The following is a 25,743-nucleotide window of genomic DNA, read 5'->3' on the forward strand; positions in this document are numbered from 1 at the left end:
CGGATCGGCCCGACTCGCACGATGGGCGCCCTCCGAACGGAGGGCGCCCATCATCGTCTCGGCGTCGACCGACCGATCAACCGCAGTCCGGGCGGCAGGTGCGCTGCGACAGCGCGTCGACGAGCACCGTGCCGAGGTCCTCCGGCTTGGTCGCCGAGTAGGCGCCGCCCTTCGTCGCCTTCGCGATCCGCTTCATCGCGTCGAGGTCGGTGTCGGGACCGAAGCCGATCATGATGACGGCCACGGGCTTGGTCGGGTCCTGGAGCTTGTCGAGCTCGGCGAGCAGCTGGTCGAGGCTGATGCCGTTCTGGTCCTCGTTCTTTCCGTCGGTGATGACGAGCACCGAATTCACCTTCTCGGGGTCGTACGACTCCTGCACTCGCTTGAACGCCCCGAGCGTCGTGTCGTAGAGCCCGGTCGCGCCGCCGAGACGGGCCGGCAGCGAGCCGATGATCTGCTGGATCTGCTGCGTGTGCGACGCATCGGCGAGGGGCGCGATGGGCGACAGGTCCTCGTAGTCGAGGTCGCCGTTGCGGGCCGTCGAGAAGATCCACACGCCGAGCTCGACCTCGCCGGAGAACTTCGACATGGCGCCGACGGCGGCCTGCTGGAAGATGTCGATGCGTCGCAGGCCGTTGTCTGCCGGCTCCTCCATCGAACCGGACACGTCGATCACCGCGAGCATGCGCGAGCGCAGCGTCAGGACGCCCCACGAGCGCAGGATCTCGATCTGCGCCGCGGCGTCGAGCTCGGTCTGCGTGGGCGGCGCGGTCGGGGTGATCCCCGGCGAGTCGACCTCGCCCGAGCCGTCGGGTGCGCGGAAGCCCGCCTCGAGGAAGTGATCGGTGGCCGTGGCGAGCGCGGCCTCGAAGGTGTCGAGGACGGCCGGGGCGTCGTCGCCGATGCGCACGAACGGGTAGTCGAGCGCGATCGTCCCCTCCTCCGGGTACGCCGCGACGAGCGGTTCGGCCGACCCGTCGGCGTTGTGCGCGGCGACGCTGGCCTCGCTCGTGAGCACCACGGTCGGCGTGCTCGCCGACGCGACCGTGGTCATGGCGGCATCCGCCGTGGCCGGGATCGACTTGCCGAGCGCGATGAGCGCGCCGGCGAACTGCCTCGGGTCCTCGGGCGAGGACTGCCCCTTCAGGGCGTAGAGGCTCGCGAGGCTCGCCGCGGATGCCTCGGGGTCGGGCAGGAGCGCCGGGAGCGTGCCGTTCAGCACGCGCGCCCAGCTGACCGGCTCGGCGGCGAGTTCCTGGGCATCGCTCGCGGGTGCGGCGAAGACCACGGGGGACGTCGCGACCGAGTCGCCGGCGGTCGCCTCCGGCGCGCCGAGGCCCAGCGAGGCAGCGGTGGACGCGGTGCGCGTCAGCCAGCTGCTCGAGTCGGGCACCCACGCGTCCGCGGCGAGCGTGCCCGCCGCAAGCTCGGCCGCGGTATCGGCCGAGTCCTGGGCGCGCACGGTCGTCTCGACGCAGCGCTTTGGATCGGCGTCGAAGTCCGCGGCGAGCTCCTCGATCGCGGTCGCGATCGAGGTGTCGGCCACGATCGCCAGCTCCGTGACCTCCTCGCAGACCGGCTCCTCGGCCGAGGCGAAGATCGGGTTCAGGTGACCACCGACCCACAGGTACACGCCGGAAGCGACGACGCCGATCACGGCCACGCCGGCGATGATGGACAGGATGAAACCACGGCTCGGCCTCTTCGCCGGAGCCGCGACGCTATGACGTCCCACGGACACTCCAAGCCGACCGGCACTGTCGGGGGGCGCCGATCCCAGTCTGAACGGGTTCCCCCGTTCAGGGGGAAGGGTGCTGCCAGTGTAAGGGAACCTGAGCGTTCCGCGAACTTCGGTCCACGGCGCCCGAACCACACCCCGCTTCGGCGCGCAACCCCTATGCGCCGCGCCGCGGCCTGCGCTTGAGTGACCTCGAACCGGACGAAAGGACGTGCGAACGTGGACACCAGCACCACCATCTGGATCGTCATCGGCATCATCGTCTTCCTGGTCGTGGTCGCCGCGGTCGTGCTCATCGCCACGGCCGGCCGACGGCGCGAGGCGCGCGCCGAGGCGCAGCGCGCCGAGGCCGCCGAGATCCGGGAGAAGGCCGCCGAGACCGAACGACAGGCGCGTGAGCGCGAGGCCGAGGCCATGCGGGCGGATGCCGCGGCCCGCGCTGCCGAGGCCGACGCCGCCCGTGCCCGACTGGAGGCCGAACGCCTGGCCGAGACCGGTCGCGAGCACCAGACCGACGCGGAGCGGCTGCGCGCGGAGCAGGCCGAGCAGGAACGGAAGGCGGCCGAACTCGACCCCGACGGGGCTTCGGCCGGGGCCGCCCCCGCGGCCGACCCCCGCGGACGCGCTGAGCGTGAGGCGCTCGACGCCGAGCGCCCGGGACGCACCGAGAGCCAGGACCGTTCCGACAACCGGGACCGCGACGGCCACCCGGACGGCGACCGGCACGCGGAACCCGCCATCCGAACCGGCGACGAGCACGCGGAACCCGCCATCCGAACCAGCGACCAGCACGCGGAACCCGCCATCCGAACCAGCGACCAGCACGCGGAACCCGCCATCCGAACCAGCGACCAGCACGCGGAACCCGCCGTCCGAACCGGTGACGAGCCGGCATCCGTCCGACGGGAGTCCGCCGACGATCCGGAGCACGCGCCGCGTCACGCCCGCGACGTGTGAGCGGCTCGGCGGCGGCGGGCCGGCAGCTCAGCCGAACACGTGGCGGATGCCGAGCGAATCGTCGACCTGCGCGTGCACGTCGTCGAGGCGGCATCCGCTCGGGCACCGGTAGTCGGAGACGGCGAGGCCCGCGTCGCCCATGGTCGGCACCACGGTGACCAGCGCTGCGGCCGTCGCACCGCAGCCGGGACAGTCGAGTCTCGTCCAGCGATCGGTCATGTGGATCCTCCTCGGGGTCCCGGGCCCGGTTCGGCATCGGGGTCCTCGTCCGCACCGTCGTCGGACCCTCCCGACGCGTCGCCGGCCTGTTCCAGCGTCTCGGCGATCTCGGCGTCGAGGTCGTCCTCGGTGGTCCACGAGACGGTGAGCACGTCGCCCGCACCCAGCGTGAGGTCCACGAGCTCGGTGAGGAGGCCGCGGAGGCTCGTCGCGCCGAGCAGCCGGACCTGGTCCAGCTGGGTCAGGGGCGCGATGCCCGCGAGCTGCCAGGACGCCTCTGCGGGATCGTCGCTCAGGGCCGCGTCGGAGTCCCACGGCAGCTCGACGAACTCGCTCGCCCGCGCGATCGTCCGGCGCACCACGAGGTCGGCCTTCTCGAGCAGGGGTCGGAGCGACTCGTCCCACTCGAGTTCCGGGAGGTCGCGCACGATGGCGGCCGGGTGCGGATCGTCGGGCAGCCACTCGACGACCTCGAACCGCCGGCCGCCCCGCGCGACGACGGCGAGATCGCCGTCGGCCGCGCCGAGTTCGGTGATGCGGGCGATGGTCCCCACGCCGAACCGGCGCTGCTCCTCGGCCCCGGCCGCCTCCCGACCGCTCTCGATGAGCACGACGCCGAAATCGCTCGGGTGCTCGTCGAGGACTCGCGACATCATGACGAGGTACCGCGGTTCGAACACGCGCAGCGCGAGCGGCATGTGGGGGAACAGCACGCTGCCGAGCGGGAACATCGCGAACGCGCCCATGTCAGCATGCAAGCACGGGGATGCCTCGCGCGGGCGATGCCACAGCGCCCTCGCGGCATCCGCCCAGCCGGCTCGGAGCCGCGGTCACTTGACCAGGCGCGACAGGACGCGGTCGGCGAGCGGTGTGCCGCCGGTCTGGCACGTCGGGCAGTACTGGAAGGTCGAGTCGTGGAACTCGACCTGCCGGATCGTGTCGCCGCACACCGGGCAGGCCTCGCCCGTCCGGCCGTGCACGCGCAGCCGACGGCGCTTCGCGTCCTTGAGCTCGGCGGCCGGCTTCCCGGATGCCTCGGCGAGCGCCTCGCCGAGCGTGCCGCGCATCGCCGCGTACAACCGGTCGACCTCGGCCTCGTCGAGCGTCGCGGCGATCTTGTAGGGCGACATCTTCGCGGCGTGGAGGATCTCGTCGGAATAGGCGTTGCCGATGCCGGCGAGCACGGACTGGTCGCGCAGGAGTCCCTTGATCCGCGTGCGGCGGCCCTCGAGCACTGCGGCGAAGCGTTCGAGCGTGAAGTCGTCGGCCATCGGGTCGGGACCGAGGCGCGCGACGCCGGGGACGTCGCCGGGGTCGCGGACCACGTACACCGCGAGCGACTTCTTCGTTCCGGCCTCGGTGAGGTCGAACCCCGAACCGTCGTCGAGGCGCACCCGGAGCGCGATCGGCGAGCGCCCCGGGCGGACCACCGTCGCCGGGAGCACGTCGTACCAGCGGAGCCACCCCGCTCGGGCGAGATGGAACACGAGGTGCAGCGCTTCGCCCGCGGGGCCGCCGTCCGCGGCATCCGCCCCGCCGATCCCGAGGTCGAGGAACTTGCCGTGGCGTCGCACCGCGATGATCGGCCGCCCCTCGATCGCGTGCAGGGGCGGGTCGAAGGTCTTGAGGGCGGCGATCGCCGCCACGCGTGCGGACGCGACGGCATGCCCGACCAGGCGCTCGCCGAGGAACCCGGCGAGCGCCTCGACCTCGGGCATCTCGGGCACGCGTCCATGGTGGCACCGGCGGCCGACATCCGCGACCGCCGCGACTCAGTCCGCCGGCGTGGGCGAGCCCGCGGTCGAGCCGCCGACGGCGGCCATGCCCTCGACGAGCTCGGGCGTCAGCTGCAGGCCGCCGACGCCGTTCGCCGCGCGCATGAGCCGCTCGACCCAGGCGCGGTCGAGTCGGCACGAGTCGTCCTCGTCGTAGCGGACGACGATCGAGAGCGTGGGGTGCACGAGCACCTCGTCGCGACGCCCGTCGGGCATCGCCCATCCGAGCAGGACGGGCTCGTGGACGCGGAGCTTGGCGATGAGGACGGCGTGCACGTGGGCGAGCGCGGCATCGGGGAGGTCGATGCGGGTGAGCCGACCGAGGTGGAGCGTTCCCAATGGGTCCTTCCGGGCATGACGACGACACGGGTCAGGCCGTCGGTCGCCCGGGATCCGGGACGCCCACGTGGTCGAACTCCACGAGGTGACCGACGGCCTGCGTGCGGGCTTCGGGGACCCGCGAAGTCAGTTGTACGTACTGATCCGCGATCGCGGGAGGGACTTGACACGGGGTGTCCCGACGTGCTCGATACCTCCCCCGGGTTCACTCGACGCGCTGCGCCGCCTCGAGCAGGGAGGTCAGCTGGTCTCGGAGGACCTCGAGCCGCTCGACCGGGTAGCCGAGTCGTTCGATGACCTCGACCGGGACCGCGAGGGCGCGTCGGCGAAGGGCCTCGCCGTCATCGGTCAGCTGGATGTCGACGGCCCGCTCGTCGGCCTCGCTCCGTCGACGCGTCACGAGCCCGGCCGCCTCGAGCCGTCCGATCAGCGGGCTGGCGGTCGCCGGCTCGAGGTGCAGCCGATCGGCGAGCTCGCGCAGGCGCAGCGGACTCCGCTCCCACAGGGCCAGCATCACGAGGTACTGCGGGTGCGTGAGCCCGAGCGGCTCGAGCGACGGACGGTAGAGCCGCACGACCTCTCGGCTGGTCGCGGCGAGCGCGAAGCAGAGCTGGCGGTCGAGTTCGAGCGGATCGGTCATCTCCCAAGAATAGTCTGTACACTAATCATTCGTGCACGAACAGAAGCTGCCGAACCCGTGGAAGGGCGTGCCCGGGTTCTGGTCGCGCGTCAACCAGTTCCTCTATCCCGTCGCCGGACCCGCGCAGGTCGGCATCGGCCGCCCGGAGGCACCGTACGTCCCTCCGGCCGACCCGAGGTGCCCGCTCTGCGAGGCGCCCATGGCCGAGCATCGCATCGATCGGGGCGACGCGACCGCGCGCACGCACCTGCACTGCCCCTGAGTCCCCGCGCCGGGGACGGTGCGCCGCTCGGATGAGGACGAGCGCTCAGCGAGACTCCACGCGGAGACCGACTCGCCCGCGGTCCCCGGTCGCGTGCACGAGGTCTACGATGAGCCCATCCGAGCTGCGCGGCGGACGGAGGCGCGATGATCCCGGTGCCGACGGAGTCGGGGACCACGGCGGTCGGGACCGCCGTCATCCCGGTGATCGTCGCGGTCCTGACGGTCGTCGGCGCAGCCGTTGCCACGCGGTTCGGCCGGGGCGGCGACGACCTGCGCCGCGCCGAGCAACTGACCTCCGTGCTCGCGGGCATGCCGCCGTCGGCCGAACGCGACCTGGTCGAGCGCGTCCGAGACGGGCATGCGGCGACGTACGCCCTCCTCGCCTCGGCCCCCGCGATGAACGGCATGCGCCTGGCCGCGGTCGTCGCCGAGGCCGCCGGCATCGCCGTCATCCTCGTCGGCGCCCTCTACGTGCTGCTCGCGCCCGGATTCCAACCCTGGTTCTGGGCCACGTACCTCGTGGGCGCCGCGCTCATCGCGCTCGGCGTCGGAGTCGGGCACGTGCGCCGGAGGCGGCGCAGCGACTGGACCCTGGCGGAGCGAGAGCGACTCGGGTTGCGCCCGCCCGCGGCATCCTGACGCGTCAGGTGGTCGCGCCGTCGGTGCAGGCCACCTGGTCCACCCAGCCGTAGTCCCGCTCGTCGTTGCCGAAGACGACGGGGACCGCCTCGGCCGCGTGCACGCCGGAGACGAGACGGGTCTCGGTCTCGACCGCGACCGAGGACTCGGCGTCGTCGTTGAACGCGAGCGTGATCTCGAGCTCGTCGCAGTCGGCCTCGGTGAACAGCGCGGCCTGCCAGCATCCCTCCGCGAATCCGATCGCGCAGGCGTCGTCGTACCGTCCGTCCCAGTACATCTCGAGTGCCGCCGGGAACTCGTAGCCGGTCTCGAAGGATTCGTACCGTGCGATGTCGTCGGCGCCCGGCGCGGCGGGCCCCTCGTCGCCCCAGCCTCCGCCGCCGGCTTCCGAGGACTCCGCGATCGCGGTCTCGGCGACGCCCTGCACGAGCACGAAGAGGCCGATCCCGCCGGCGACGAGCGTGCCGACCAGCAGGACGCCGCCGGCCGCGATGCCGGCGATCGCCGCTCCGGGCAGCCGCCGACGCGACCGTGCCGCCGTCGGCGCCGAGCCGGTCGGCGCGGAGAGCTCGGCCACGAGCACGGCCCGCGCGCGACCCAGAGCGTCGCGCCACGTCTCGGCGGCGCGCCGTCCCTCGGCGTCGGGATAGCGCGAGGGATGCCGCAGCCAGAGCTCGCGCTGGTAGGCCTCATCGATCAGCTCGAGCGTGAGCCGGGTGTCGGGCGCGATCTGGAGCGTCGTGCGTGCGGTGTTCGGGTCCACAGCGCGATCATATGGATCCGGCGGCCTCGAGGCATCCGCGCACCCGGCGCCGGAACGCGACCGAGATCCGATCGATACCCCGCGGCTCGGACCGCCGACCCTCCGAGGCCTCGCATGCCGCTTCGCGCATGCGACCTCGCATAGGGTTGCCGGATGCTCCGACGACTCGTCTCCCGCGTCTACTGGGCCCTCAGCAGGTGGTCCCTCGCGGGCGAGTCCGCCCCGGACCGGCCCTCCGTGCTGATCGGCGCGCCGCATACGTCGAACTGGGACTTCGTGCTCATGCTCGCGATCGCATGGCATTACCGGATCGACGTGCGATGGTTGGGCAAGAAGAGCCTCTTCCGCGGATGGCGCGGACCGGTCATGCACCGGCTCGGCGGCATCCCCGTCGACCGCGACGACCCGAGCCGCGTCGTCGACGAGGTCGTCGCGCGCATCCGGGCGGGCGAGGTGTTCGGCCTGGTCGTGACGCCGGACGGCACACGCGGCTCGAACGCGTACTGGAAGTCGGGCTTCTACCGCATCGCCCGCGAGACCGGCATGGCGGTGACGCTCGGCTTCGTGGATCGCTCGACGATGACGACGGGCCTCGGGCCCACGTTCGAGCTCACCGGGAACGTCGCCGCCGACATGGATCGCATCCGGGAGTTCTACGCCGACAAGGCCGGCATCCGGCCCGCGCTCCGCGCCGAGCCGCGACTGCGCGCCGAGCCGAGCGACGACGGCGGCGGTTCCGGCGCCGACGGCGCGACCGGCGCCGCGTGACCGACGCCGCGTGAGGAGCGCACCGGCGACGCCGGCGACGCACCGCGCGGCTACTCGTCGAGGCGGAACCCGACCTTCAGGGTGACCTGGAAGTGTGCGACCCCGCCGTCCTCGACGACGCCGCGGGTCGACACGACCTCGAACCAGTCGACGTGCCGCAGCGTCGCGGTCGCGCGTGCGATGGCGTTGCGGATCGCCGTGTCGGTGCCCTCGGGCGAACTGCCGACGATCTCGGTGACGCGGTAGACGTGATCGCTCATGTGCCTCGGCTCCCCCTCCCGCATCGGCGCGGGATCCCTCGACCCTAGCCCGATCTCCCGGTCGCCGACAGGGCGCCTGCGGTCTACTCCACCGAGAAGTCGAGCTCCTCGTCGGCGACCGCGACGACCGACCACGCACCGCCGTCGGCGTCGGTGAACTCATAGGCCGGGACGACGAGCACGCTGCCGTCGGGTTGCCACTGGCTCGCGAGCCCCAGGCGCGCATCGACGATCTCGACGTCGTTCACGGGCCACGACAGGGCGGTCCCCGCCGCCGGTACGGCGGGCGGTTCGGTGGGCGGCACCCACTCGGTGATCTCCTCGTCGACCTGCTCCTGCACCGCGAGGGGCATGATCGTCATCTGCGCCCCGAACCGCGGGTCGGAGAGCCGCTCGAACGCCTCCTGCTCGCCGACCACCGCGTAGTCGCCCATCGGGACGAGCTCCGCGAGGGCGCCGTAGGCGCTGAAGATGCCGTCGGTGGTCACCTCGACCGACCAGCCGGTGTCGATCGCCTGCCCGTCGACGACGGGCAGGGCGGTCGCGCTCCGGGTGACCGCGCCCTCCCAGGTCTCCGAGGTGATCTCGTACGCCCCCGGATCCCGTCCGGCCGCCGCGAGGAGCGCGCGCATCGCGTCGATCGCGGCCGCCTCGCTCGGCAGTTCGCCCGACGGCTCGCACACGTCGGCGCCCTCCTCGCAGACCCACGGATCCTTCGCGGGGTCGGAGTACGAGAAGCTCATCGTGCCGTCGAGGGAGACCCACAGGGTCGGTGCGGTGCCGTCCTGCGGGCCGACCGTCCAGGCGCCATTCGCGAGCACGGGCTCACCCTCGACGCCCAGCGCCGCGGCGAGCGCGCCGACCGTCTCGGGGTCGGACGCCGCGGGCGCGTCGAACGCGTACGCGGCCGCGCTGCCGCCGGCGGTCGAGAGCCCGGTGGCACTGAAGGAGTTGCGCCCGAAGCCGTAGGGGGAGGAGAGGGCGGCGTCGCCCGCCATCCGCTGCTCGGCCGCACCGGGCGCGACGAGGCCGCCCTCGGTCGACCCGGCAGCCCCCTGGTCCTGCAGCGAGATCGGCGGGGCTGCGGCATCCGCGAGGTTCGTCGGCTGCGCCGTCGTCGCACCGACGCCGTAGCCGACGGCACCGACGACCGCGAGCGATGCCGCGACGGCCGCGACCGGGATCCAGCGCGGGCGACGACGATCGCGTTCGACGCCGAGGTCGACGACCGTCGGCTGGTCGGACGCCGCGGCATCCGTCGTCGCCGGCGCGACCGCCCGACCCCGCTCGCCGTCGGCCTCGGCCGCGACGCGCGCGACCACCTCGTCGGCGAACCCGTCCCGCGGCTCCACCTCCGCGGCCGGGTCGGCGGCGCGCAGCTGCTCCACCGGATCGCGTCGGTCCGTCTCGTCGCCCATGTCGCTCACCCTCGCTCCGTCTCCGTGGCGTCCTGTCTCACCCATGCCTGTGTCCCGCGGCCGCGGAACCTTGCACCTTCAGAACGACAGGCGCTCGCCCCACGCCTCGCGGAGGCGCTTCCGGGCCCGCGAGAGCGCCGCATCCGCCCCCGACCGGGAGATGCCGAGCACCTGGGCGAGCTCGTCGCCGTCGAGGCCCTCCCACGCATGGAGCAGGATGATGCCGCGGTCGCGTTCGCCGATGCTCTGCAGTGCGCCGCGGAGCTCGGCGTCGAACAGCGCGCTGAGCTCGGGGTCGTCGCCGACGCGGGTGCTGCCGGAGTCGGGCACCCGGTCGACCGGGAGGTCGACGAGCTTGCGCCGGTGGTTGGCGAGCGTGAACCCGGCCGTGCGGTACAGCCACGGGAGCACCGCCTCGCGCGGCACGTCGTCGCGGCGCCGCCAGGCGGTCGCGAAGACGTCCGCCGCGAGGTCCTCGGCATCCTGCCGCGGGCCGCGGCGCGCGAAGTACTTCACGAGCGCGGTCGAGTGCTCGTGCACGACCTCGGTGAACCAGGCCAGGTCGTCCCCGGGCGCCGGCATCGCGGGCGGCTCCGCGGCATCGGGCATCGGAACCCCCTGGCTCGTCTCGGCTGCGGCGTCGGTGCTGGCGATCCTCACGACCTGTCTGTGTCGCGATCGAGCCGAGTCTTGCACGCGCCGGCGCATTCCGACGGATGTCGCGGCCGCGGGATGCCCGGCGGGAATACGGGGTGCGGCCGGGCCCCCGAGTGCCGTACCCTCTGAGCATTCCTCGACTGCGGGGCGCTCGGAAGGACGGCGACATGGCCATCACGGTGATCATCGAGATGCAGGCCCAGCCCGGCCGGCGCGACGAGCTCAAGCGTCTGCTCGACGACCTCGTCGCCGATCGAGGGGCCGATCGACGCGGCTTCCTCGGCAGCACCCGCTACGAGGTCCTCGACGACCCGGACGTGCTCGTCGAGATGGCGGACTGGGAGTCGGTCGAGGCGCGGATGGAGCATCTCGAGGAAGCGATGGCGACGAACGCGTTCGGCCCGCTGACCGACCTCATGGCCGCGCCGTTCCGGGTGACGGTGATCCGGCCCCTCGCCTGAGCGGCCGGTGCGCTCATCGCCGCCGGAGGTACGGCGTCGTGGTCGAGACCTTGACGAGGCCCGAGCGCTCGAGGATCGGCCGCGAGAACTCGGTCGAATCGCTGTGGATCAACGTCTTCCCCACTGCGAGCGCGGACCGCGCGCGCGCCGCGGTCAGCGCGCGGTAGATGCCGCGCCCGCGCCATCCCTCGCGCGTGGCGCCGCCCCAGATGCCGGCGAAGTCGGTGCCCGCCACCGGCTCGAGGCGTCCGGCGCTCACGATCTCGCCCTCGGCGGTCTCGGCGACCCAGAGTTCCATGCCGTCGTGGAGCGCGAGTCGCCGCAGGATCGCGTCGGCCATCGCGTCGGAGACGGGATCGCCGAACACCTCGTCCTGCATGGCGCTCATCGCGCGGACGTCGTGCTCCGCCGTGACCCTCCGCAGAGCGACGCCGTCGGGCAGCGGGACGTCGCCGGCCAAGCGGACCGCCTCGCCGATCATGATCGACTCGGGTTCGCCGGGCGCGAACCCGTGCGCGACGAGCGACTCGTGCAACCCGGGGGCGAGGTCGTGCCCGCGGGTCTTCCACTCCACCTTCACGATCGAGGGCTGCAGTTCGTAGTACGCGACGGCATCGGCGACGAGGCGGTCGACGCCCGCGGCATCCGCCCCGCCCAGGTCGCGGTACGTCACGAATCCGCGGCCGCCGGCGAAGGTGACGAGGCGCAACGGGCCGAGGCGCTCGACCGCGATCGCGCTCGGCGTCTCGGCATCCGTCCGCAGTTGGTCGTCGTAGGCCCTCAGCAGTCCGGCGCGGTCGACCACTGCTCCCCCTCGATCGTCGGGAGTCTCCGCCTGCGGGCGCGCTGCGTCATGTCGTCCGCCTCTCGCTCCGCTCGGCGGTCAGACGTTGAAGCGGAACTCGACCACGTCGCCGTCCTGCATGACGTAGTCCTTGCCCTCCATGCGGGCCTTGCCCTTCGCGCGCGCCTCGGCGACCGAGCCGGTCTCGACGAGGTCGGCGAACGAGATGACCTCGGCCTTGATGAAGCCCTTCTCGAAGTCGGTGTGGATGACGCCGGCCGCCTGCGGAGCCTTGTCGCCCTTGTGGATCGTCCAGGCCCGCGACTCCTTGGGACCGGCGGTGAGGTAGGTCTGCAGGCCGAGCGTGTCGAAGCCGACGCGCGCCAGCTGGTCGAGCCCCGACTCCTCCTGGCCGGTGGAGGCGAGCAGCTCCGCGGCGTCCTCGGGATCGAGGTCGATGAGCTCCGACTCGATCTTCGCGTCGAGGAAGACCGCCTCGGCGGGCGCGACGAGCGCCGCCAGTTCCGCCCTGCGGGCGGCATCCGTCAGCACCGCCTCGTCGACGTTGAAGACGTAGATGAACGGCTTCGCGGTGAGCAGGCCGAGCTCCCTGATGGGGGCGAGATCGACGGACGCCGCCGACAGCGGCGTGCCCTTCTGCAGGACCTCCTGCGCCTCCTTCGCGGCGGCGAGCACCGACGGGTCGAGCTTCTTCCCCTTGACCTCCTTCTCGTAGCGCGTGATGGCGCGCTCGAGGGTCTCGAGGTCGGCGAGGATCAGCTCGGTGTTGATCGTCTCCATGTCGTTCTTCGGGTCGACCTTGCCGTCGACGTGGACGACGTCGGAATCCTCGAAGCCGCGCACGACCTGCGCGATCGCGTCGGCCTCGCGGATGTTCGCGAGGAACTTGTTGCCGAGCCCCTCGCCCTCGCTCGCACCCTTGACGATGCCGGCGATGTCGACGAACGACACCGCTGCCGGCAGGATCCGCTCGGAGCCGAAGATGCCGGCGAGCACCTCGAGCCGCGGGTCGGGCAGGTTCACCACGCCGATGTTCGGCTCGATCGTCGCGAACGGGTAGTTCGCCGCGAGCACCGTGTTCTTGGTGAGGGCGTTGAAGAGGGTCGACTTGCCGACGTTCGGGAGACCGACGATTCCGATGGTGAGTGCCACGGGCGACCAGTCTACCGGCGGGGCGCCTGCCGCCCGCGCCGGCGTCGGACCCGCCGGGCCGGACGGATGCGCCGTCCGGTCGACGTGCGGCGCTCCGTGGCCGCCGTCAGGCGCCCGGCGACGGCCGTGCGATCGGCCCCGTCGGTGCCCCGTCGATCGGCCGCGCGGCGGCGAGCCCCGGCTCGTCGGGGGCCGCGGCGGTCGGCGGCCTCGCGACGCGCACGGTCAGGTACACGCCCGCCAGCACGACCGCGCCGCCGATGATCGCGGCCGGATCGATGGGCCGGCCGAGGAGCAGCGCGATCACCACGGTGAAGACCGGCAGGAGGTTGAGGAAGACTCCGGAGCGAGCGGGCCCGAGGCTCGCGGAGCCCGCGTTCCAGAGGGCGTAGCCGGCGACCGAGGGCAGCAGCACGATGTACGCGACAGCGAGCGCTCCCCCTGCGTCGGAGGGCGTCGTGAGGCCGGTGGCGGCGATCACCGGCAGCATCGTGACGGTGGCGAACACGGCCTGCAGCGCGGTCGCGGTGATCGGCGGGGTCGCGAGACGCCGGGCGATGATCGAGTACACCGTCCAGGCGGCCACGGCTCCGAGGACGAGCAGGTCGCCGAGCCCGAACCCGTTCGCGAACGCCGCGACCGGGTCGCCGCCGGTCAGCACCACGGCGACCCCGGCGAACGCGAGCACGATGCCCGCGACCTGCGTCCGCGACATCCGCTCGCCCAGCAGGACCGCCGCGGCGAGCGCGATCGTCGCCGGGTTGATGGCGCTGATCACGGATGCCGTCACCGAACCGGTCATGCCGATGCCCGCGTAGAGCAGCAGCGCGTACCCGGTCAGGCCGAACACCGACTGCACGAGGTGCCGGCGCCATTCCCGGGCCGCGGCACGCCAGTCGGGGCGCTCCACGATCCACGCCACGACGAGCAGCGGCACGGCCGCGAGCGACCACCGCCAGAACGTCAGCGAGACCGGATCGACCTGATCGGAGATGATCGCCGAGAAGACGAAGTTGCCCGCCCAGAACAGGTTGGCGAGCGAGAGCAGGACGAAGGCGCGGCGACGTGGCACCGGGGAATGCTACGGCCTGCGGGGCTGTGCGGACGCCGAGAGCCGGTTCCACCCTCCCACCTGCGGTTTCGCAGGGTGGTCGCGCCGGCCGGGTCGCAGGCGTCCCCAGGCGGGCCGGCGGACTCGCGGTGCGGTTCGGTGTCCGCCCTGAGGCGGCTCGGGCTGCGCTCGCCTACCGTCGCGTCAGGCGCCCGTCGCGGGCGCCTCGGAGCATGCACGGCCGCCGGCCGGCGAAGGGAGCACGGATGCTGCAGGACGAGCGCGTCGTCACAGGGGACGCCGCAGCGGCGTACCTCCAGGCGGAGCTCACGCCGATCGTGACGGCCGGCTCGGCGGCGACGCTGACGGTCCGCCTCGTGCGAGCGGATGCCGCGGGCGCGGCCGGAGCCGGAACGCCGGCGCCGGCGGCCGGCGGAACGACCCGCTCGGCCCCGAACGGCCCCGTCACCGTCACGGTCGTGCCCCGCGGACTGCGCTTCGTCGTCGGCGCGCGCCGGAGTCGCCAGCTGCGGCTCCCGCCGTCGGGCTCCGCCGAGGTCCGATTCACTCTCCTCGCCGCCGACCGCGGCCCTGCCGAGGTGATCGTCCTCGTACGGGGCGTCGGCGAACTGCCGCTCGCGACCGTGAGGCTCACGAGCGAGGTCGTCGACTCCGACGATCACGACCAGGCCGGCATCGCCCGCGCCTCGGCGCGCATGGCGCCCGCCGACCGGGTCCTCTCGAGCCGCCCGACCCTGCGGATCGACGAGGAGATCGCGCGAGGCCGTTCCATCCTCCACGCGGCGATCTCGGTCGGCGGCGAGCATCACCGCTTCAAGGTCCGCCTCCACGACAAGGCGCGCCTCGTCGGCGAGGTGCGCGCCTCCCTCGCCCTGGCCAAGGCGGCGGGTGCCGACGTGCCGGACGCGGAGCGCGCGCGTGCCGTGGAGCAGGGTCTGCGCGAGGTCGGCGCGAGGCTCGCGGCGCGGCTCCTCGACCGGCGCGCCCGCGACCTGCTCTGGGCCCACCGCGACCGCCTCGACGGGCTCGTCGTCCAGACCACCGGAGAGACCGAGCTGCCGTGGGAGCTCGTCGTCGTCTGCTGCCCGAACGGCGACCCGTCCGAGCATGATCCGTTCCTCGGGCAGTTCGGCCTCACCCGCTGGCTCTACGACGTGGCGCCGCCGTCGGCGGTGCGCCTGTCGGGGGCGGATGCCGCGGGGCCGCGCACCGCGACCGCGATCGCCTCCGCGTCCGTCGTCGCCCTCGGCTCCGGCACCGGCGGCGCGCCGGACGGCGGAGCGCTCGACGCGATGCGGAACGGCGCGGGCGTGGTCGTGGAATGCGCCGGAAGCGGCGGCCGGAGCACCCTCTCCGAGCTCTTCCTGTCGACGTTCTCCGCGGAACTCGCGGCCGGCTCGCCCCTCGACCGGGCCTCGCGCCGGGCACGCGAGACCGCACGGGCGGCCGGCGAGGCGTGCGCGCTCGCGTACGCGGTGTACGGGCACCCCGACGCCCGGGCGCAGGCGGCCTGAGCGCTCAGCTCCGGATCGTGCGGAAGCAGTGCGTCACGTACGGCACCGCCAGTTCGTCGGCGCCGGCGACGTCCGGGTGCGTGGCCAGCAGCGTCTCGACGGCCGCGATCACCGCGCGCTGCTCGTCGGGCGGGGAGGTCAGCCAGTGGCTTCGCGAGCGCACCAGGTCGAGGAACCTCGCCCGCGACATCCGCTCGACCCACTCCACCCGGTGCGACTCGACCGCCCCGAACGGTGCGCCCACGCGCACGTAGGATGCGAACGACGTCGACGCGTCGTGGCGCTCGTGCATGATCTCGCCCGCCTCGCGGAGCCAGTCGGCGCCCGTGTCCCGCGCGTTCCACGCGAGCCCGAGGACGCCGCCGGTGCGGAGCACGCGCGCGATCTCGGGCACGGCGCGATCGCGCTGGAACCAGTGCCACGCCTGCCCCGCGACGACCGCGTCGACCGAGGCGTCCTCGACCGGCAGGTCCTCTGCGGTGCCCAGGATGCGCGGCACGCCCGGCACCCTGATCTCGAGCTCCTCGAGCATCTCCTCGACCGGGTCGACCGCGATCACGTCGCGGTCGAGCGCGACGAGCGCCTCGGTCAACCGTCCGGTGCCGGCGCCGAGGTCGAGCACGCGCCGCGCGTCGCCGACGAGCCACTCGACCGCCTCGATCGGGTAGCCCGGCCTCGCCGCCCCGTAGACGGATGCCACGGCGCCGAACGAACGCGCGGCGCGCACGGTGTCGGGATCGGCCGGGTCGACCACGAGTCCGCCGTGCACGCCGGTCGCCGTGTCGTCCTCGCCAGTCATCGCCCACCCCCGGATGCGTCCACGGGACATTCCACGCCACCCGGGAGGGTGCGTCAATGGCGAGCGGTCGGCCGGCGACGGCGGATGCCGCGGCGCGGGCGGTTCCCGGACGCGCCTGCGCCGCTCGGACGACGCGTCGGGGGCGCGTGCGAGGATGCCCGCGTGCCACTGAGCTTCACCGCGATCGACTTCGAGACCGCCAACCCGTCCGCCGCGTCGGCCTGCTCGATCGGACTGGTCAAGGTCGTCGACGGCCGCGTGGTCGAGCGCGAGCACCGGTACATCCGCCCGCCGTTCCCGCACGGCGACTTCTCGCCGTGGAACGTGCGGATCCACGGCATCACGCCCGACATGGTCGAACGGGCCGACGGCTGGGAGGCGCACCTGCCGTTCCTCCGCGAGTTCGCGGGCGACGACTGGCTGGTGGCGCACAACGCCGGGTTCGACATGGGTGTCATCCGGGCGACCTCCGAGGCGCACGGGCTCGCCGTGCCCGACTTCCGGTACGTCTGCAGCCTGCAGGTCGCGCGGAACACGTACCACCTCGACTCCTATCGGCTGACGTCGGCCGCGGCCGCCGCGGGCTTCGACGACTTCGCGCACCACGACGCGCTCGCCGACGCCGAGGCGTGCGCGGCCATCGTCGTGCATGCCGCGAAGCGGCATGGAGTGACCGACCTCGAGCGGCTTGCGCACGTGACCAGGGTGCGGGTGGGCGCGATCGGCGCCACCGCCACCCGGGCCCGGGCGTCGCTGCACGGTCCGATGGCTCTGCAGTAGCGCGCCGTCGCACGGCCGGCCGGCGACCGCGTCGCGCCCCCGCTCGTCGCGGTTCGCGGCCGGCCGCCGCCGGTGCCGGGGGATGTCGGGGGCCGCTGCCACACTGAGCGGCATGGAACTCCTCCTGCTGCTCATCGGCCTCCTCGTCGGCGCTGCCCTCGGGGCCCTCGTCATGCACCTCGTCGCGCTCCGACGCTCGGCCTCGTCCGAGGTCGGCGGCGACGACCCGGCGCTGGTCGAGGCCAGGCACGAGCGCGCGCTGCTCGAGCAGCGCGCGGCGGCCGACGCCGACCGGGCGCGCCTGCTCGCCGAGCAGCAGGGCGTCCAGGCGTCGCTGCGCGCCGAGCTCGCCGCCGCCGAGGCGGCCCTCGCGGCGCTGCGCGAGCAGGTCGAGCAGCAGGGGCAGCGGCAGCGCGAGCTGCTCGAGCAGCAGCGGCTCGACCAGGCCGAGCGCAGCGAGCGCGAGCGCCGCGAGAGCGCGGTGCTGCAGGCCCTGAGTCCCGTGCGCGAGACGCTCTCGACGATGCAGCGCAAGGTCTCCGAGCTCGAACAGCAGCGCAACGAGCAGTACGGCTCCATCGCCGAGCAGCTGAAGCGCGCACAGCTCTCCGACGCCGAACTGCGTGCGACGACCGAGTCGCTCGCGAGCGCCCTCCGCAACAACAGCACGCGCGGCGTGTGGGGCGAGACGCAACTGCGTCGCGTGGTCGAGGCCGCGGGCCTCACCCAGCACGTCGACTTCGAGCTGCAGACGCAGGTCACGACCGACCAGGGCCGGGGCCGCCCCGACATGGTCGTGAACCTGCCCGGCGGCAAGTTCATCCCACTCGACTCGAAGGTGCCGCTCGAGCACTACCTCGAGGCCTCGAGCATCCCCGAGACCGCCACGGGCGAAGAGGGCGCGCGGCGGAAGTCGCTCATCGAGAAGCACGTCAAGGCCATGCGCTCGCACATCGATGCGCTCGGCAAGAAGACCTACTGGGCCGGCCTCGCGGCGAGCCCCGAGTTCGTGATCGCGTTCATCCCGAACGAATCGCTGCTCTCGGCGGCACTCGAGGCCGACGCCGGGCTCCTCAACTACGCGTTCGAGCGACGGGTCGCGCTCGCCTCCCCCGTGAACCTGTTCGCTGTGCTGAAGACGATCGACTACGCGTGGCAGCAGCAGGCCGTCTCCGACGAGGCGAAGAAGCTGTTCGACCTGGGCAACACGCTCTACCAGCGCATCGGCGTGCTCGCCGGCCACGCCGACTCGCTGCGCAAGGCCATCGAGCGCACGGTCGACAGCTACAACAAGTTCGCCAGCTCGCTCGAGTCGCGCGTGCTCGTGACCGCCCGCCAGTTCCCCGGCATCAACGAGACCAAGCTGTCGCTCGTCGACGAGCCGACCGCCATCCACGAGTCACCTCGCCGGCTGTCGGCGCCCGAGCTCACCGACGGCGAGTCGGCGGGCTCGGCCCTGCAGTCGCCTCTCCCGCTCGGCGCCGCCGCCGACCCCGACGCAGACGCGGTCCTGCCGATCGACGCCGAGTTCGACGGGGCCGACATCGACGACCACATCCGCCGCACCGCGTCATCCTGACGTGAGGCGGGCGACCTCGCGCTGACGCGCTGCGTCCGCCGCACCGCCGAGGCGATGCGCGCGCAGGTCGTCGCGCCGACGCGGTTCCGCGACCCCGTCGGTCAGGGCACCGGGTCCTGGCCCGGGCGCGGGTGCGGCTCGTCGACCGGCGGTGCGAATCCCGCCGCGGCCTCGGCGCCGGTGGTCTGGACCGCGTCCATCGGTCCGTCGTCGAGCGGGTGCGCGCGTTCGTCCTCTCCGAGTCGCGCGGCCGCGAGCGTCACGACCGCGAGCACGGGCGGCACGAGCCCGGCGATCAGGAAGGCGGGCGCGAGCCCGAGCCACTCGCCGACCGGCCCGGCGATCGCCATCGAGAGCGGCATGAGCGCCAGCGACACGAAGAAGTCGAGGCTCGAGACCCGGCCGAGCATGGCCGGCGGCACCCGCCGTTGCAGGAGGGTGCCCCACACGACCTGCGCCGCGTCGAACAGGAAGCCGACGATGAACGTCGCGACCACCATCACCCAGAGCAACGGCGTGACGCCGATCACCGCGAGCGGGATGCAGCCGAACCCCCACGCGAGGATCATGAGCGTGAGGTAGCGGCGAGGCAGCCGGAACGAGGAGACGAGGAGCGACCCGACCGCGCCGCCGATGCCGAACGAGGCCAGTACGAGCGCGAACTCGCCGGCGCCGCCGCCGGTCTGGTCGCGCACCGCGAACGGGATGAGCACCTCGATCGGACCGATCACGACGAGGACGAGCAGGATCGAGAACGCGAGCGTCGCGAACAGCCAGCGGGTCCGCAGCAGGTACGCGAACCCGTCGCGGAGGTCGACGGCCATCTGCCTCAGCGGATGCACGTCGGATGCCTCGAGTTCCCGGCGCAACGGCGTGGTCCGCATGAACGCGAGGGCCCCGATCGCCACCGCCTGGAGGGCCGCGACGACGAGGAACGCGAGCCAGGGCGCCTGCACCGCGATGAGGACGCTCGCGAGCGCCGGTCCTGCGGCGTTCTGCGCAACGGGTCGCAGCACGCCCTCGACCCCGTTGGCCGCGAGCAGCTGGTCGGCGGGCAGCAGCGCCGGCAGCCAGGCCGAGTACGCGGGGTAGAAGAACCCGTCGGCGACACCGAGCGCGAATGAGAGCACCGCGAGGTGCCACACCTCGATGCTGCCGGACACGGCGAGCACGCCCGCGACCGTGAAGACCGTCGCACGCACCGTCTCGACGAGGAGGAGGATCCGCCGCTGGGGCACGCGGTCGGCCACGACCCCGCCCACGAGCACGGCGAGCACCAGCCCGAGGCTCGCGCCCACCGCGACGATCGACAGGTCGATCGGCGTGCCGCCGAGCTCGATCACCTGCCAGGCCGCCGCGACGATCCACGCGCCCGCTGAGAGCAGCGACGCGGAGAGCGCGACGACGAGCAGCCGGTACTGGCCTGAGGCGAACGGGCGGAGCGCACGCGGCATCCGGGTCTCGGAGCTCACCCGCTCAGTCTGGGGCAGACCACCGACGTCGCGCGAGCGACTTCCGCCGACGGCAGACGGATGCGCGGCCGCGGCGCGGTGGCCGAACGTCCGCCGCGCGGGCTCAGCGCTCGAGGATGCGCTTCAGCGCGGCGAGATCCGCGCGGTTCGCCCGGCGCATCGCCGACGCCATGAGCGGCCCGATGGCTCGCGAGAACCCGGCCGGCTCGCCCCGGTTGCGCAGCGTCATCCGCGTCGAGCCCTCACCCGCCGGCTCCCACGTGTACGTCGTCTCCATCGGGAACGGCCCCTGTGCGGTGCGCATGACGAGCCTGGTGTCCGGCTCGAACTCCCTCATCTCGTACGTGTACTCGAGCGTCCGCCCGAGGAAGCGCGCCACGAATGCGACCCGCGAGCCCACCCGCAGCGGCGGGTCGGTCTCCCACGCGACACGATCGATGTTCGCGTACCACTCGGGCGCGGTGTCCGGGTCGGCCGCGTAGCCGGCGACCTCGGCGATCGGACGGTCGATGACGATCTCGGTCAGGACGTCGACGGTCATGATCACTCCTCACCGACGCCGCGGGCCCGGCGACGTCGGACTCAACGATCGGCGTCGTCGAGCCACTTCTCGACAAGGTGGTCGGCCACGATCCGGCGGATGGTGCCGGACCTGCCACGCAGCACGATCGACTCGGTGCGGATGATCGGCCCCTTCTTGCGCACGCCCTCGACGAGCTCGCCGTCGGTCACGCCCGTGGCGACGAAGAACGTGTTGTCACTGCGCACCAGGTCGTCGAGCTCGTACACCTGGTCGCAGTCGAGCCCGGCGGCCTCGCCGCGCGCACGCTCCTCGTCGTCCTTGGGCGCGAGCCGGCCCTGCATGAACCCGCCGAGGGCCTTGATCGCGCACGCGGTCGTGATGCCCTCGGGGCTGCCGCCGATGCCGACGCACATGTCGATGCGCGACTCGTACCTGGCCGCGTTGATGCCGCCTGCGACGTCGCCGTCGGAGATGAGCCGGGTGCCGGCGCCGGCCTCGCGGATGTCGGCGATGAGCTGCTCGTGACGCGGGCGGTTCAGCACCGCGACCCGCAGCTCGCCGACTTCCTTGCCCTTCGCCTTCGCCAGCGCCCGCAGGTTCTCGCCGATGGGCTTCCGGATGTCGACGACGCCGATCCCGGAGGCATCCGTGACGATCTTGTCCATGTAGAAGACGGATGACGCGTCGAGCATCGTGCCCCGGTCGGCGACCGCGATCACCGACAGCGCGTTCTGACGGCCGGCCGCGGTGAGCGACGTGCCGTCGATCGGGTCGACGGCGATGTCGCACGAGGGACCGCGCCCGTTGCCGACCTTCTCGCCGTTGAACAGCATCGGCGCCTCGTCCTTCTCGCCTTCGCCGATGACCACGACGCCGTCGAAGTTCACCGTGCCGAGGAACGCCCGCATCGCGTCGACCGCCGCGCCGTCGGCGGCGAGCTTGTCGCCGCGGCCGATCCACGGGTACGAGCGGATGGCGGCCGCCTCCGTCGCACGCACCAGCTCGAGCGCGATGTTGCGGTCGGGGTGCAGGTAGAGGCTGTCGTGTTCGCTGCTCGCCATCGAGGGATCCTCCTGGTTCGTGGGCGCTGCGCCCGCACGACTCGGAACGGCCGGGGCGCCTGTTCCGAGCCTACTGAGGGGGGTGGCGGATCGGGCCGGTGCCACCGCGATCGGGCGTGAAAGTTCGTGCATTCTTAACGGCTCGCGCGAACGCGGCGGTTCAACCGAACGTCGCGACCGACCCGATGCGCCACGACCGCCCGGGCTCGAGCCGGACGCCCGGGCCGAGGTCGCACCACGTCACCGCCGTGAGGAACACCGCGACGCGGTCGCTGCAGAGGTCGGCGAGGTCGGCCACGTGACCGAGCGGGACGCCGGCCTCCGCGAGCCGTTCCGACTCGCCGGCGGACTGCGGGGCGAGCCTCGCCTGCATCCATCCGCCGAGCGCCCGGACCGCGGCAGCCGTGAGCACGCCCTCGGGCGCGCCGCCGATGCCGACCACGAGGTCGAGGTCCCCGTCGGGACGCGCCGCGCGCAGGCACCGCTCGACGTCGCCGTGCACGAACCGCTCCACGCGGGCGCCCGTCGCCTCCGCGGCATCCGCGAGGGCCGCGTTGCGCGGCCGATCCTGCACCGCGACCCGAACCTCGTCGACCGGCACGCCGCGCGCCTCGGCGATCCGGGCGATCGACTCGCGGACCGGTGCGTCGACCTCGAGCCCGGGCAGCCGCGACACGAGCTTCGCCATGTAGTGCGCCGGGCCGATGTCGAGGAACGTCCCGCGCGGTGCGACCGCCAGGACGGCCATGGCGCCGGGCTCCCCCGCCGCGGCCAGGCTCGTCCCGTCGACGGGGTCCACCGCGACATCCACCGCCGGTCCGACTCCGGTGCCGAACCGCTCCCCGAGGTGCAGCATCGGCGCCTCGTCCTTCTCGCCTTCGCCGACGACGACCCGGCCGTCGACCTCGAGCCGCGCCAGCGCCGACCGCAACGCGGCGACGGCGGCGCCGTCGACCGCGTCGCGGTCCCCCCGCCCGACGAACGGCACCGCCGCGATCGCGGCGTCCCGCACGGCGGCGGCGAAGCCGTCGGCGAGCGGGTCCCGCTCGCGCGCTTCGTGCGCGTTCGGGTCGGCGTCGGATGAGTCGGGGTGGAACGGCGCTCGCTCGGACGCGTCGCGGCCGGGCAGGCGTTCGCCGTTCGGGAACTCGGAGTCGTGCGGCACGACCCAATCCTGCCGTGCGCGCCGCGGCATCCGTCACCCCTTGCGTCATCGCACCTGAGGCGTGCTCGACACGTCGGTAGACTCGTGCCGATCCCACTCACCTCCGAAGGAGCAAGGTATGCCCATCGCAACGCCCGAGCAGTACGCCGAGATGCTCGACACCGCCAAGGCCAAGGGATTCGCCTTCCCGGCGATCAACGTCTCGAGCTCGCAGACCCTCAACGCCGTGCTGCAGGGCCTCGCCGAGGCCGGGTCCGACGGCATCATCCAGGTCACCACGGGCGGTGCCGACTACTTCGCCGGGCACACCGTGAAGGCGCGCGCCGCCGGCGCCCTCGCGTTCGCGAGGTTCGCCCACGAGGTGGCGAAGTCCTACCCGATCACCGTGGCGCTGCACACCGACCACTGCCCGAAGAACGCGCTCGACGACTTCGTGTACCCGCTCATCGCCGCCTCCGAGGAGGAGGTGAAGGCGGGCCGCAACCCGATCTTCCAGTCGCACATGTGGGACGGCTCGGCCGTGCCGCTCGAGGAGAACCTCGAGATCGCGAAGCAGATCCTTCCGCGAATGAAGGCCATCAACGCCATCCTCGAGGTCGAGATCGGCGTCGTCGGCGGCGAAGAGGACGGTGTCGCGCACGAGGGATCGAACGAGGCGCTGTACACCACGCTGAACGACGCCATCGCGGCGGTCGAGGCGCTCGGCCTCGGCGAGCAGGGCCGCTACATGGCCGCCCTCACGTTCGGCAACGTGCACGGCGTGTACGCGCCCGGCAACGTGAAGCTGCGCCCCGCACTGCTCAAGGAGATCCAGGACGGCCTCGCCGCGAAGTACGGCACCGGCGAGAAGCCGCTCGACCTCGTCTTCCACGGCGGTTCGGGCTCGACCGACGCCGAGATCGCCGAGGCGGTCGCCAACGGCGTCGTGAAGATGAACATCGACACCGACACGCAGTACGCATTCACGCGTTCGATCGCAGGCTACATGTTCAGCAACTACGAGGGCGTGCTCAAGGTCGACGGCTCGGTCGGCAACAAGAAGCAGTACGACCCGCGTGCCTGGGGCAAGGTCGCCGAGTCCGCCATGGCGGTCCGCGTCGGCGAGGCCACGCGCCAGCTCGGCTCGGCCGGCAACTCGATCTCGGCCTAGGGCGACGGATGACGCAGGACGAGGCCGCTCGGAACGGCACGCAGGGGCAGTCCGCCGAGGGCGCCGCTGCCCCGCCGCGCGACGAGCGGCCTCGCCCGCAGTACGGCGAGTACGCCCCCGAGGGGTGGTCGTGGCAGCCGCCTGCCGACGACCGAACGGATGCCGCGGCATCCGCCCCGGCGCCGCCGCCCCCGCCGGCGGCGCCGGCGCGCGGCCCGGAGCCCGCCACCGGAGACGCGACGACCCGCCCGCCGCGCACGACCGACCGGTTCTTCACGATCCTGCTGCTCGCGCTCGGCGCGATCGGCGCGTGGAACACCTCGGTGAGCCTGCAGCAGCTGCCCGGCGCCATCCAGGGCGTCTACACCGACCAGGGCGTCGGCACCTACACGCCGCAGCCGTGGCTGCCGACGCTCGCGCTCGTCGGCACCGTGTTCATGCTGGCGCTGTACGCGGCCGTACTCGGCTGGTCGATCATGCGCCTGCGCGCACGCAAGCTCGCCTTCTGGGTGCCGCTCGTCGGCGGCGCGGTCGCGTTCCTCGCGACGATGGTGCTCACGTCGATCGTGTTCCTCACCGATCCGACGTTCCAGTCGTACCTGGAGCAGATGACGGGATCCTAGCGTCGCGCGCGCCGAGCATGTCTCGCACGCGGCACCGCCGAACGGCCCGCGCCGCCGGCCGGCTCAGGCCGAAGCGGCGGCCCGGTTCCGCCCGCCGATCGCCCGGGCGTCGCGGTTGCCCTGCAGGTCCTTGCGGAGCTCCTTCGGCAGCGAGAACATCAGGTCCTCCTCGGCCGTCTTGACCTCCTCGACCTCGCCGAAGCCGGCGTCGGCGAGCTCCAGGAGCACCTCCTTGACGAGCCCCTCGGGCACCGAGGCGCCGCTCGTGACGCCGACGGTCTCGACGCCCTCGAGCCACTCCTGCCTGACCTCGGTCGAGTAGTCGACGCGGTAGGCGGCCTTCGCGCCGTACTCCAGCGCCACCTCGACGAGCCGCACGCTGTTCGACGAGTTCGCGGAGCCGACGACGATCACGAGGTCGGCGCCCTGCGCGACCTTCTTGATCGCGACCTGGCGGTTCTGGGTGGCGTAGCAGATGTCGTCGGAGGGCGGGTCCTGCAGGTTCGGGAACCGCTCGCGCAGGCGCCGCACGGTCTCCATCGTCTCGTCGACCGAGAGCGTCGTCTGGGAGAGCCAGACCACCTTGTCGGGGTCGCTCACCTCGATGTTCGGCACGTCGTCGGGGCTGTTGACCAGCGTGACGTGGTCGGGCGCCTCGCCCGCGGTGCCCTCGACCTCCTCGTGGCCCTCGTGGCCGATGAGCAGGATCTCGTAGTCGTCGCGCGCGAAGCGCACCGCCTCGCGGTGCACCTTCGTGACGAGCGGGCACGTGGCGTCGATCGCGTGCAGGCCCCGCTCGGCGGCCGAGTTCACGACCGCGGGCGAGACGCCGTGCGCGCTGAAGACGACGTGCGCGCCCTCGGGCACCTCGTCGACCTCCTCAACGAAGATCGCGCCGCGCTTCTCGAGCTCGGTGACCACGTGGATGTTGTGCACGATCTGCTTGCGCACGTACACGGGCGCGCCGTAGTGGTCGAGCGCCTTCTCGACGGCGATCACCGCCCGGTCCACGCCCGCGCAGTAGCCGCGCGGCGCCGCGAGCAGCACCTTCTTGCGTCCGGGGACGGGGATATCCTTGAGCCGGCCGCGCACGCTCGGGATCCGAGGCATGCCGAGGTCGATTCGCGGGGCATCCGTCAAGCTCGTCACG

At 72.9% G+C, this 25,743-nt stretch carries 29 protein-coding genes; 10 read left to right on the forward strand and 19 right to left on the reverse strand.

Annotated features, from left to right (window positions below; translation table 11 throughout):
* Nucleotides 1-76: 76 nt before the first annotated feature.
* Nucleotides 77-1,663, reverse strand: a complete 1,587-nt coding sequence (locus tag ACULK2_RS12055) for a VWA domain-containing protein (protein ID WP_445967475.1) — start codon at nt 1,661-1,663, stop codon at nt 77-79.
* Between the two features lie 294 nt (nt 1,664-1,957).
* On the opposite strand from ACULK2_RS12055, the gene ACULK2_RS12060 reads away from it, so the two are divergent.
* Nucleotides 1,958-2,695 (forward strand): hypothetical protein, encoded by a 738-nt coding sequence (locus ACULK2_RS12060; protein ID WP_501044927.1) that lies wholly within the window; start codon nt 1,958-1,960, stop codon nt 2,693-2,695.
* Nucleotides 2,696-2,722: 27 nt separating this feature from the next.
* On the opposite strand, the gene ACULK2_RS12065 is transcribed toward ACULK2_RS12060, so the two are convergent.
* From ACULK2_RS12065 to ACULK2_RS12085, 5 genes are all read right to left on the reverse strand, one after another.
* Nucleotides 2,723-2,914, reverse strand: coding sequence for a hypothetical protein (locus ACULK2_RS12065; RefSeq protein ID WP_445967477.1), 192 nt, complete (start codon nt 2,912-2,914; stop codon nt 2,723-2,725).
* Nucleotides 2,911-3,660, reverse strand: coding sequence for an LON peptidase substrate-binding domain-containing protein (locus tag ACULK2_RS12070; protein ID WP_445967478.1), 750 nt, complete (start codon nt 3,658-3,660; stop codon nt 2,911-2,913). The genes ACULK2_RS12065 and ACULK2_RS12070 overlap by 4 nt, the downstream gene beginning before the upstream one ends.
* A gap of 84 nt (nt 3,661-3,744) precedes the next feature.
* Nucleotides 3,745-4,641: an Fpg/Nei family DNA glycosylase gene (locus tag ACULK2_RS12075; protein ID WP_445967479.1), complete on the reverse strand. Its 897-nt coding sequence runs from the start codon at nt 4,639-4,641 to the stop codon at nt 3,745-3,747.
* 45 nt (nt 4,642-4,686) lie between these two features.
* Nucleotides 4,687-5,028 carry a DUF7882 family protein gene (locus ACULK2_RS12080; protein WP_445967480.1) on the reverse strand — a complete coding sequence of 114 codons (342 nt, stop codon included), beginning with the start codon at nt 5,026-5,028 and terminating at the stop codon, nt 4,687-4,689.
* A 205-nt stretch (nt 5,029-5,233) separates the two neighbouring features.
* Nucleotides 5,234-5,668, reverse strand: coding sequence for a MarR family winged helix-turn-helix transcriptional regulator (locus tag ACULK2_RS12085; protein ID WP_445967481.1), 435 nt, complete (start codon nt 5,666-5,668; stop codon nt 5,234-5,236).
* 31 nt (nt 5,669-5,699) lie between these two features.
* On the opposite strand from ACULK2_RS12085, the gene ACULK2_RS12090 reads away from it, so the two are divergent.
* Complete coding sequence (locus tag ACULK2_RS12090) at nt 5,700-5,930, forward strand: hypothetical protein (RefSeq protein WP_445967482.1); 231 nt, start codon at nt 5,700-5,702, stop codon at nt 5,928-5,930.
* 146 nt (nt 5,931-6,076) lie between these two features.
* On the forward strand, nt 6,077-6,571 hold the full coding sequence (locus ACULK2_RS12095; protein WP_445967483.1) for a hypothetical protein: 495 nt from the start codon (nt 6,077-6,079) through the stop codon (nt 6,569-6,571).
* A gap of 4 nt (nt 6,572-6,575) precedes the next feature.
* Here the strand turns inward: ACULK2_RS12095 and ACULK2_RS12100 are convergent, their stop codons facing one another.
* On the reverse strand, nt 6,576-7,334 hold the full coding sequence (locus tag ACULK2_RS12100; RefSeq protein ID WP_445967484.1) for a hypothetical protein: 759 nt from the start codon (nt 7,332-7,334) through the stop codon (nt 6,576-6,578).
* 153 nt (nt 7,335-7,487) lie between these two features.
* Between ACULK2_RS12100 and ACULK2_RS12105 the strand changes: the two genes are divergently transcribed.
* Nucleotides 7,488-8,102 (forward strand): 1-acyl-sn-glycerol-3-phosphate acyltransferase, encoded by a 615-nt coding sequence (locus ACULK2_RS12105; RefSeq protein WP_445967485.1) that lies wholly within the window; start codon nt 7,488-7,490, stop codon nt 8,100-8,102.
* A 50-nt stretch (nt 8,103-8,152) separates the two neighbouring features.
* Here ACULK2_RS12105 and ACULK2_RS12110 read toward each other — a convergent pair whose 3' ends face one another.
* From ACULK2_RS12110 to ACULK2_RS12120, 3 genes are all read right to left on the reverse strand, one after another.
* Nucleotides 8,153-8,362: a dodecin gene (locus ACULK2_RS12110; protein ID WP_430645710.1), complete on the reverse strand. Its 210-nt coding sequence runs from the start codon at nt 8,360-8,362 to the stop codon at nt 8,153-8,155.
* Nucleotides 8,363-8,445: 83 nt separating this feature from the next.
* Entirely contained in the window at nt 8,446-9,780 is a 1,335-nt protein-coding gene (locus ACULK2_RS12115; protein ID WP_445967486.1) for a hypothetical protein, read from the reverse strand.
* A gap of 78 nt (nt 9,781-9,858) precedes the next feature.
* The gene (locus tag ACULK2_RS12120; RefSeq protein WP_445967487.1) at nt 9,859-10,440 is read right to left on the reverse strand and encodes an RNA polymerase sigma factor; all 582 of its coding nucleotides are present in this window, start codon (nt 10,438-10,440) and stop codon (nt 9,859-9,861) included.
* Between the two features lie 164 nt (nt 10,441-10,604).
* Between ACULK2_RS12120 and ACULK2_RS12125 the strand changes: the two genes are divergently transcribed.
* Nucleotides 10,605-10,898 (forward strand): putative quinol monooxygenase, encoded by a 294-nt coding sequence (locus tag ACULK2_RS12125; protein WP_445967488.1) that lies wholly within the window; start codon nt 10,605-10,607, stop codon nt 10,896-10,898.
* A 13-nt stretch (nt 10,899-10,911) separates the two neighbouring features.
* On the opposite strand, the gene ACULK2_RS12130 is transcribed toward ACULK2_RS12125, so the two are convergent.
* The 3 genes from ACULK2_RS12130 to ACULK2_RS12140 form a co-directional block, all read right to left on the reverse strand.
* Nucleotides 10,912-11,703, reverse strand: a complete 792-nt coding sequence (locus ACULK2_RS12130; RefSeq protein WP_445967489.1) for a GNAT family N-acetyltransferase — start codon at nt 11,701-11,703, stop codon at nt 10,912-10,914.
* A gap of 78 nt (nt 11,704-11,781) precedes the next feature.
* Nucleotides 11,782-12,855 carry a redox-regulated ATPase YchF gene (ychF, locus tag ACULK2_RS12135; protein WP_445967490.1) on the reverse strand — a complete coding sequence of 358 codons (1,074 nt, stop codon included), beginning with the start codon at nt 12,853-12,855 and terminating at the stop codon, nt 11,782-11,784.
* Nucleotides 12,856-12,961: 106 nt separating this feature from the next.
* Nucleotides 12,962-13,927, reverse strand: a complete 966-nt coding sequence (locus tag ACULK2_RS12140; protein WP_445967491.1) for a DMT family transporter — start codon at nt 13,925-13,927, stop codon at nt 12,962-12,964.
* A 245-nt stretch (nt 13,928-14,172) separates the two neighbouring features.
* Between ACULK2_RS12140 and ACULK2_RS12145 the strand changes: the two genes are divergently transcribed.
* The gene (locus ACULK2_RS12145; protein ID WP_445967492.1) at nt 14,173-15,441 is read left to right on the forward strand and encodes a DUF7363 domain-containing protein; all 1,269 of its coding nucleotides are present in this window, start codon (nt 14,173-14,175) and stop codon (nt 15,439-15,441) included.
* Nucleotides 15,442-15,445: 4 nt separating this feature from the next.
* Here the strand turns inward: ACULK2_RS12145 and ACULK2_RS12150 are convergent, their stop codons facing one another.
* Complete coding sequence (locus tag ACULK2_RS12150; RefSeq protein WP_445967493.1) at nt 15,446-16,240, reverse strand: class I SAM-dependent methyltransferase; 795 nt, start codon at nt 16,238-16,240, stop codon at nt 15,446-15,448.
* Between the two features lie 162 nt (nt 16,241-16,402).
* Here ACULK2_RS12150 and ACULK2_RS12155 point away from each other — a divergent pair, with 162 nt between their 5' ends.
* Together ACULK2_RS12155 and ACULK2_RS12160 are read left to right on the forward strand one after the other, a co-directional pair.
* A complete protein-coding gene (locus tag ACULK2_RS12155; protein ID WP_445967494.1) occupies nt 16,403-17,020 on the forward strand; it encodes an exonuclease domain-containing protein in 618 nt (205 codons plus the stop codon).
* Nucleotides 17,021-17,132: 112 nt separating this feature from the next.
* Entirely contained in the window at nt 17,133-18,599 is a 1,467-nt protein-coding gene (locus ACULK2_RS12160; RefSeq protein ID WP_445967495.1) for a DNA recombination protein RmuC, read from the forward strand.
* 101 nt (nt 18,600-18,700) lie between these two features.
* On the opposite strand, the gene ACULK2_RS12165 is transcribed toward ACULK2_RS12160, so the two are convergent.
* The 4 genes from ACULK2_RS12165 to ACULK2_RS12180 form a co-directional block, all read right to left on the reverse strand.
* Complete coding sequence (locus ACULK2_RS12165) at nt 18,701-20,053, reverse strand: MFS transporter (RefSeq protein WP_445967598.1); 1,353 nt, start codon at nt 20,051-20,053, stop codon at nt 18,701-18,703.
* Nucleotides 20,054-20,174: 121 nt separating this feature from the next.
* Nucleotides 20,175-20,612: an SRPBCC family protein gene (locus ACULK2_RS12170; protein ID WP_445967496.1), complete on the reverse strand. Its 438-nt coding sequence runs from the start codon at nt 20,610-20,612 to the stop codon at nt 20,175-20,177.
* Nucleotides 20,613-20,653: 41 nt separating this feature from the next.
* Nucleotides 20,654-21,655: a class II fructose-bisphosphatase gene (glpX, locus tag ACULK2_RS12175; protein ID WP_445967497.1), complete on the reverse strand. Its 1,002-nt coding sequence runs from the start codon at nt 21,653-21,655 to the stop codon at nt 20,654-20,656.
* A gap of 160 nt (nt 21,656-21,815) precedes the next feature.
* A complete protein-coding gene (locus ACULK2_RS12180; RefSeq protein WP_445967498.1) occupies nt 21,816-22,820 on the reverse strand; it encodes a fructose-bisphosphatase class II in 1,005 nt (334 codons plus the stop codon).
* Nucleotides 22,821-22,938: 118 nt separating this feature from the next.
* On the opposite strand from ACULK2_RS12180, the gene fbaA reads away from it, so the two are divergent.
* Together fbaA and ACULK2_RS12190 are read left to right on the forward strand one after the other, a co-directional pair.
* On the forward strand, nt 22,939-23,970 hold the full coding sequence (gene fbaA / locus ACULK2_RS12185; RefSeq protein WP_445967499.1) for a class II fructose-bisphosphate aldolase: 1,032 nt from the start codon (nt 22,939-22,941) through the stop codon (nt 23,968-23,970).
* A gap of 8 nt (nt 23,971-23,978) precedes the next feature.
* Entirely contained in the window at nt 23,979-24,593 is a 615-nt protein-coding gene (locus tag ACULK2_RS12190; RefSeq protein ID WP_445967500.1) for a DUF6264 family protein, read from the forward strand.
* Nucleotides 24,594-24,656: 63 nt separating this feature from the next.
* Here the strand turns inward: ACULK2_RS12190 and ACULK2_RS12195 are convergent, their stop codons facing one another.
* Nucleotides 24,657-25,703, reverse strand: a complete 1,047-nt coding sequence (locus ACULK2_RS12195) for a 4-hydroxy-3-methylbut-2-enyl diphosphate reductase (protein ID WP_445967599.1) — start codon at nt 25,701-25,703, stop codon at nt 24,657-24,659.
* Nucleotides 25,704-25,743 lie beyond the last annotated feature (40 nt).

Source organism: Agromyces molybdatiresistens, from assembly GCF_052748445.2.

Excerpts from the sequence above, each read along its gene's own strand:
- ACULK2_RS12065 (WP_445967477.1), bottom strand. The coding sequence starts at position 2,914 with ATGACCGATCGCTGGACGAGACTCGACTGTCCCGGCTGCGGTGCGACG.
- ACULK2_RS12070 (WP_445967478.1), bottom strand. The coding sequence starts at position 3,660 with ATGGGCGCGTTCGCGATGTTCCCGCTCGGCAGCGTGCTGTTCCCCCAC.
- ACULK2_RS12085 (WP_445967481.1), bottom strand. The coding sequence starts at position 5,668 with ATGACCGATCCGCTCGAACTCGACCGCCAGCTCTGCTTCGCGCTCGCC.
- ACULK2_RS12095 (WP_445967483.1), top strand. The coding sequence starts at position 6,077 with ATGATCCCGGTGCCGACGGAGTCGGGGACCACGGCGGTCGGGACCGCC.
- ACULK2_RS12105 (WP_445967485.1), top strand. The coding sequence starts at position 7,488 with ATGCTCCGACGACTCGTCTCCCGCGTCTACTGGGCCCTCAGCAGGTGG.
- ACULK2_RS12110 (WP_430645710.1), bottom strand. The coding sequence starts at position 8,362 with ATGAGCGATCACGTCTACCGCGTCACCGAGATCGTCGGCAGTTCGCCC.
- ACULK2_RS12115 (WP_445967486.1), bottom strand. The coding sequence starts at position 9,780 with ATGGGCGACGAGACGGACCGACGCGATCCGGTGGAGCAGCTGCGCGCC.
- ACULK2_RS12125 (WP_445967488.1), top strand. The coding sequence starts at position 10,605 with ATGGCCATCACGGTGATCATCGAGATGCAGGCCCAGCCCGGCCGGCGC.
- ACULK2_RS12145 (WP_445967492.1), top strand. The coding sequence starts at position 14,173 with ATGCTGCAGGACGAGCGCGTCGTCACAGGGGACGCCGCAGCGGCGTAC.
- ACULK2_RS12150 (WP_445967493.1), bottom strand. The coding sequence starts at position 16,240 with ATGACTGGCGAGGACGACACGGCGACCGGCGTGCACGGCGGACTCGTG.
- ACULK2_RS12160 (WP_445967495.1), top strand. The coding sequence starts at position 17,133 with ATGGAACTCCTCCTGCTGCTCATCGGCCTCCTCGTCGGCGCTGCCCTC.
- ACULK2_RS12165 (WP_445967598.1), bottom strand. The coding sequence starts at position 20,053 with ATGCCGCGTGCGCTCCGCCCGTTCGCCTCAGGCCAGTACCGGCTGCTC.
- ACULK2_RS12170 (WP_445967496.1), bottom strand. The coding sequence starts at position 20,612 with ATGACCGTCGACGTCCTGACCGAGATCGTCATCGACCGTCCGATCGCC.
- glpX (WP_445967497.1), bottom strand. The coding sequence starts at position 21,655 with ATGGCGAGCAGCGAACACGACAGCCTCTACCTGCACCCCGACCGCAAC.
- fbaA (WP_445967499.1), top strand. The coding sequence starts at position 22,939 with ATGCCCATCGCAACGCCCGAGCAGTACGCCGAGATGCTCGACACCGCC.
- ACULK2_RS12190 (WP_445967500.1), top strand. The coding sequence starts at position 23,979 with ATGACGCAGGACGAGGCCGCTCGGAACGGCACGCAGGGGCAGTCCGCC.
- ACULK2_RS12195 (WP_445967599.1), bottom strand. The coding sequence starts at position 25,703 with ATGCCTCGGATCCCGAGCGTGCGCGGCCGGCTCAAGGATATCCCCGTC.